This window comes from Zarconia navalis LEGE 11467 (genome assembly GCF_015207075.1).
In the GTDB taxonomy this organism is placed as follows: Bacteria; Cyanobacteriota; Cyanobacteriia; order Cyanobacteriales; family Geitlerinemataceae; genus Zarconia; species Zarconia navalis.
This window is the reverse complement of sequence record NZ_JADEXN010000375.1, coordinates 1-5,570: the sequence shown is the minus strand read 5'-3', so window position 1 is coordinate 5,570 and position 5,570 is coordinate 1. Positions and strand designations below refer to the sequence as shown.

At 48.3% G+C, this 5,570-nt stretch carries 5 protein-coding genes; all 5 read left to right on the top strand.

What is annotated here, in order from left to right; translation table 11 throughout:
• A partial coding sequence (locus IQ235_RS17375) for a peptidase domain-containing ABC transporter (protein ID WP_264322686.1) occupies nt 1–1,273 on the top strand: 1,273 nt, incomplete at its 5' end.
• A 43-nt stretch (nt 1,274–1,316) separates the two neighbouring features.
• Nucleotides 1,317–1,577 (top strand): hypothetical protein, encoded by a 261-nt coding sequence (locus tag IQ235_RS17370; RefSeq protein WP_264322685.1) that lies wholly within the window; start codon nt 1,317–1,319, stop codon nt 1,575–1,577.
• A gap of 69 nt (nt 1,578–1,646) precedes the next feature.
• Complete coding sequence (locus IQ235_RS17365; RefSeq protein ID WP_264322684.1) at nt 1,647–1,853, top strand: hypothetical protein; 207 nt, start codon at nt 1,647–1,649, stop codon at nt 1,851–1,853.
• A 67-nt stretch (nt 1,854–1,920) separates the two neighbouring features.
• Nucleotides 1,921–3,681 (top strand): beta-barrel domain-containing protein, encoded by a 1,761-nt coding sequence (locus IQ235_RS17360; RefSeq protein ID WP_264322683.1) that lies wholly within the window; start codon nt 1,921–1,923, stop codon nt 3,679–3,681.
• A 47-nt stretch (nt 3,682–3,728) separates the two neighbouring features.
• Nucleotides 3,729–5,399, top strand: coding sequence for a glycosyltransferase family protein (locus IQ235_RS17355; RefSeq protein WP_264322682.1), 1,671 nt, complete (start codon nt 3,729–3,731; stop codon nt 5,397–5,399).
• The last annotated feature ends 171 nt before the right edge of the window (nt 5,400–5,570 follow it).

Sequence of the window (5,570 nt, the reverse complement as noted above, 5' to 3'; positions counted from 1 at the left end):
CTACAGCATCATACTGACATTTGTGGCTCTGGCGACGGTACCGTTTTTCACCGTCCAAATTCTGTTGGTGTCCCCCATCGTCCGGCGACTGCTGCGCAAGCGGGCCGAACGCTACGCCGACGCGCAGTCTTATTTGGTGGAAACCCTCAACGGCATCCAGACTGTGAAGGCGCAAAATATCGAGACGACCTCCCGTTGGAATTGGTACGATCGCTACGCCCGATTTATGAACGCGGGTTTCCGCACCACCCTCACCAATACTGCAGCTAGCTCCGTTGCCGGGTTCTTAAACAAGCTTTCGGGTCTGCTTCTGTTGTGGGTGGGAGCTTACCTCGTACTCGATAACCAACTGACCCTCGGACAGTTGATCGCCTTCCGAATTCTCGCCGGTAACGTCACCGGGGCGCTGCTGAGGTTCGTACAGGTTTGGCAGAGCTTCCAAGAGGTGGGAATGTCCGTCGAGCGTCTGCGGGATATCCTCAATTCCGAACCCGAAAGCGGCGACGAAGACCGGTTGAATATTCCCCTACCCAATGTTGAAGGGGCGGTGAAATACGATGAGGTGTGCTTCCGGTTTGCGGCCAACGGACCGCTGCAAGTGGCCAATGTCAATCTGGATTTTCCGGCGGGTACCTTCGTCGGCATCGTTGGGGAAAGTGGCTCTGGGAAGAGTACGGCGATGAAGCTATTGCAGCGTCTCTACGCTCCGACCTCCGGTCGGATTCAAGTGGATGGTTACGATATCAGCAAGGTGGAGCTGTACTCCTTGCGGCGACAGATTGGGGTGGTGCTGCAAGATACGCTGCTCTTTAACAATACCGTTCGCTCCAATATTGCCCTGAATAATCCCGAAGCCTCGGATGAGGAGATCGTGAATGCAGCGAAGGTCGCAGCGGCTCACGACTTTATCATGGGCTTAGCCAATGGCTACAATACAGTTGTTGGGGAGCGGGGTTCGTCCCTATCGGGAGGACAGCGCCAGCGGATCGCCATCGCCCGGACGGTCTTGCAACGTCCCCGATTGCTAATCCTCGATGAGGCAACCAGCGCCCTGGATTATAACTTGGAGAGTTTGGTCTGTCGCAACCTTGTCGAAGAGTTTAAAGGTCGTACGGTTTTCTTCATTACTCACCGACTACCCACCGTCCAACAGGCCGATATGATTATCATGATGGATCAGGGTGCTGTGGTCGAACAAGGGAAGCACGATGAATTGATGGAGCTTCAGGGGCGCTATTACTGTCTGTACCAACAGCAAGAGTCGCAACTCTAGGCGATCTGCGATCGAGAAAAGGAAGATCGAGGATGGAAGCGCAATGAACATCGCAATCGGACTTATGGCGATCGAATTGGACATTGCCAGTATCCAAGATGCGATCTCGCAAAGTCGTTACCGCATTGCCAAACTCGAAGCGACAATTTTCCGTTTTGCCAATGGCTATGACAAATCCAATAACAAACTTCGATCGACAATTTCCCGAATTGAAGTCCAAGAGCGTGATGATAAAAGATATAGGAGCAGATATCGGCACCTGCGGGAACTGAGTCCGAAGATCGAAGAGTCTAGGATTGAATAGACTGGTTATTAGAGTTGCCAGCTCGCAATTGTCCATCTCTGATTCTCAAACCCCAATTACCGATCGCATATGACTACGACCATCCAGAAAATTGACACCATTCAAGACCAACCCGTTATTCTCGAACAGCCAGCGATTTGGACTCGGGCGTTTATTTGGTCGATCGTAGTGATGACGGCTTCAACCCCGATCTCGGTCGCCTTAGCGAAAATCGAGCGCTCCATTCCCGCAATCGGCAAGTTAGAACCTAGAACCCAACCGAACCCTGCTTTCTAACAGCAACGGTTAGATTCCGATGGCAGATTCAAGCAACAAACGTTGAGTATTGACCCCCCGATCGCATATGACTACGACCATCCAGAAAATTGATACCATTCAAGACCAACCCGTTATTCTCGAACAGCCAGCGATTTGGACTCGGGCGTTTATCTGGTTGATCGTGGTGATGACGGCTTCGACCCTGATTTGGGCCGCCTTGGCGAAAATCGATCACTCCATTCCCGCTCAAGGTAAGCTAGAACCTGACGGCGCGCTCAAAGAAGTCAAAGCGCCCGTGGGTGGAGTCGTCCGAGAAATTCACATTGAAGGTGGCGATAAGGTCAAAAAGGGAGACTTGCTCGTGACCCTCGACCCCACGACCTCGGAAGCCGAAGTCGAAGCACTCCGAGAATCCCAAGAGATTCTAGAGCAACAAGAGCGAGCGATCTCCAGCCCCGGAAGTGTGGGTATCGGCGAGGGAACGGCGAATCTCGATTCTTTGATTCAGACGCGTACGGCACTGGCATCGGAAAATCAGTTTCTTCAAGCTCAAGTCAACGGTGGCGACCCTGGCGGACTGGTGGGGGGAACTTTTGATGCCAACCAGCAGCAACTTCTAGATGTGAGCCGGGAAGAACTCGAATCTCGCAAGCGAGCGGCGAATGCAGAAATTAGAACCCTCGAAGAACAAATCAGTCAAGCTCGCATCCAGAAGGAAGCAGCCCAGGAGCGGCGACCATTAGAACAACTGGGCTTACAGAGCGCCGAAGAACGGGTCGCCAGCGCCAGACAGCGGTTGATTGGGGGGCAAGAGCGTCAGGAGGGGGCTAGGGATCGACGGCGCAACGCCCAAGAGCGAAAGCGAACGGCACAAGAGCAACTGGCAAAAGAACAAGAAATTCTCGATCGCATCCGACCGGTGGTAGAGCAGGGGGCCGTTGCCGAGCTGCAACTGAACCGACAAGAGCAACAGGTGCTATCGTCTCAAAATACGGTACTCGGTCTGGAATCGGAAGTTTCCTCAGCGGATGATGAAATTAACCGGATTGGCGCTGAAATGGCCCAAACGCGGGAGGAAATAGCCGCTCTTGAAGGAGACATCGCGTCTCGGCGCGCCCAGATTACCGATCTCGAGAGCGAAATCCTCCGCCTCCAAGAGGAAGAACAGCGACTTGTGGCGAGCATCGACCAAGCCGAGGCCCGATCGAAAAATAGTGTCGATACCACCAATCGAGAGACCCTAGCGCGGATTGCCCAAAATCAGCGACAAATTGCCCAAATCGACGACCAACTCGCTCGGACAAATCTCGACAACCAACGCCAAATCGCTCAAGTGGGTTCGGAGTTGACCCGCGCCGAGCAGACGTTAGCCTATCGGGAGTTACGCTCTCCGGTGGATGGAATTATCTTTGAAATTGCACCCAACGCCATTGGCGATGTGATCGGACAGGGGGGAAGCGGCACCGAACCCGTGGTGAGCATCGTTCCGGAAGGAAAGTTGATTGCGGCGGGGGATGTCACCAACCAAGATATCGGCTTCTTGACAGAAGGAATGGAGGTGGAAGTGCAAATCGATGCGTTCCCCGCCACCGAATTCGGGACGATTCCCGGAAAATTGGTGTCTATCGGCGAGGATGCTCTGCCACCAGACCAAAATTATCAATATTGGCGCTTCCCGGTGACGGTGGAGTTGGGGCAACAATTCATCAAAATTGGCCAGAAGGATATTCCCCTGCAATCGGGGATGTCAGTACGATCGAATATTAAGGTTCGCGAGCGGACGGTGTTGAGCATCTTCTTGAATAAATTCGCCAACCAGAAAGAAGTGTTAGAAAACGTCAGGTAACGAATGGGGTTGTTTGGGATCGTTTCCGTGCATCTAGCCACTAACACATGAAACAGAGCGGATTGCAATGGCTATCGAAAACCATCGGCAAAATGGTTCGCTCTGTTTGGTTCTTTCCTGTGTGTCTAGTTTTTCTTAAGCTCTGGCTGACCCGCGACTTACCCCTAATTACCTATTTTGGTAGCCATGACGATCTCCGATATATCGCCATGGCTAATTCTTTTGTCAACTTTGACTTGCCACCTTACGATCGATTTACATTAATGCGGCAACCGGGATATCCGGCATATATTGCCCTGAGTTATTGCTTGGGGTTATCTTTGCGATTTTCCCAGGAATTATTATATTTGGGTTCGGGTTTATTTCTGGCGCGATCGCTCTACAAATATTATCCCAGTCGATGGGTGGTAACGCTATTTTCCGCCCTCTATATCCTCAATCCCGGCTCGTTCCATTGGAATCGATTGATTATGCCCGAAGCGTTGTACGTGCCGCTGACAACGTTTATGCTGGCGTGCTTGCTACATCTAATTCATAGCCAGAGGCAAAGACCTTTTTGGAAATGGTCGGCAATTTTGGGACTGGCATTGGCTTGGTTTTGGAATACCCGGCCAGAAGGGGTTTGGATCGTTCCCACGATCGCTTTTGCTTATGGAATCATTCTTTTCAAAAAGTCTGTAGCATCTCAACTCAGTCTTGCTTTTTTTAAAACTCTATTTTTTTCAATTTTTTTAGTTGTCGCTCCAGTCATTTTCGCGACATCATCTATTTGCTTGCTTAACTACTTTAATTATGGTTTATATATCACGAATGACTTAACTGCACCGGGTTTTAAAGCCGCTTACGCTCAAATAGTTCGAGTCAATTCCGATCGATTCCGTCGCTGGGTTCCGGTACCTCAAGAAACTCGCCGACAACTTTATGAAGTCAGCCCAAGTTTTCAACAACTCTCGAGTTTTTTAGAAACTGAAAAAGGTCAAGCCTGGTTTGCTCTAACCTGCAACGAGAGAGTCAATATTTGCGATGACTATATGGGGGGTGTATTCTTGTGGGCGTTGCGAGATGCCGTTGCCGATAGTGGATACTATCAGTCGGCAAAAGAGACCGATCGATTTTATAGAGAAATAGCCGAAGAAATTAAAATAGCTTGCGAAGACGATCGATTAAAATGCGCTCGTTCTTCTTTAGCTTTTTCTAGCTTCTCACCTCAGCTTCGTCCTCAGTACATCGGTTACTTTTTTGAGAGTTTAGGCATTCTCAGTCAAAATTCGATCGGCTCAGCTTTAGAGCTAAATCTAACTTCGGGATATGAGAATAATAATTTATATCGAAAATATTATCAGAAAATAACTAGAGAATCTTTAAATTTTAGAAATAAAATACAAACAGAAAACTTCACTAATTATATTTCTATTAATTTGGCAAGAATTTATGGTTATCTCTTCCCGATTTTATTAGGGATGGCAATATTAGGAGTTGTATTGACTTTATTTAAATATTTGTTTTTTAGCTATATAAACGCGATTCCAATTTCAATATTCATTTTTTTTATTTCTTGTACGATCGCTCGAGTTTTACTAATCTCTTATATTAGAACTGTTAGTATGCCAGTCAAAGGATTTCGATATCTATGGCCTGGCGTTCCTTTTCTTTTATTATCGATTGCAATCGGAATTTCTTATCTCGAACCTATCTTGACTAAAAAATCACGATCGTGATTTTTTACGATTATCGTTTTTCGATATAGTAATAAGTTACACTGGCGAGTAAGGTTGAGAAAATTAAAGCGATCGTAAATTGTTTAAAATACCCATAAATCGGAATATCGGACATAAAAATATTTTGAACTCTGGCAATAATTGGCAAATGCCATACATACATTCCATAAG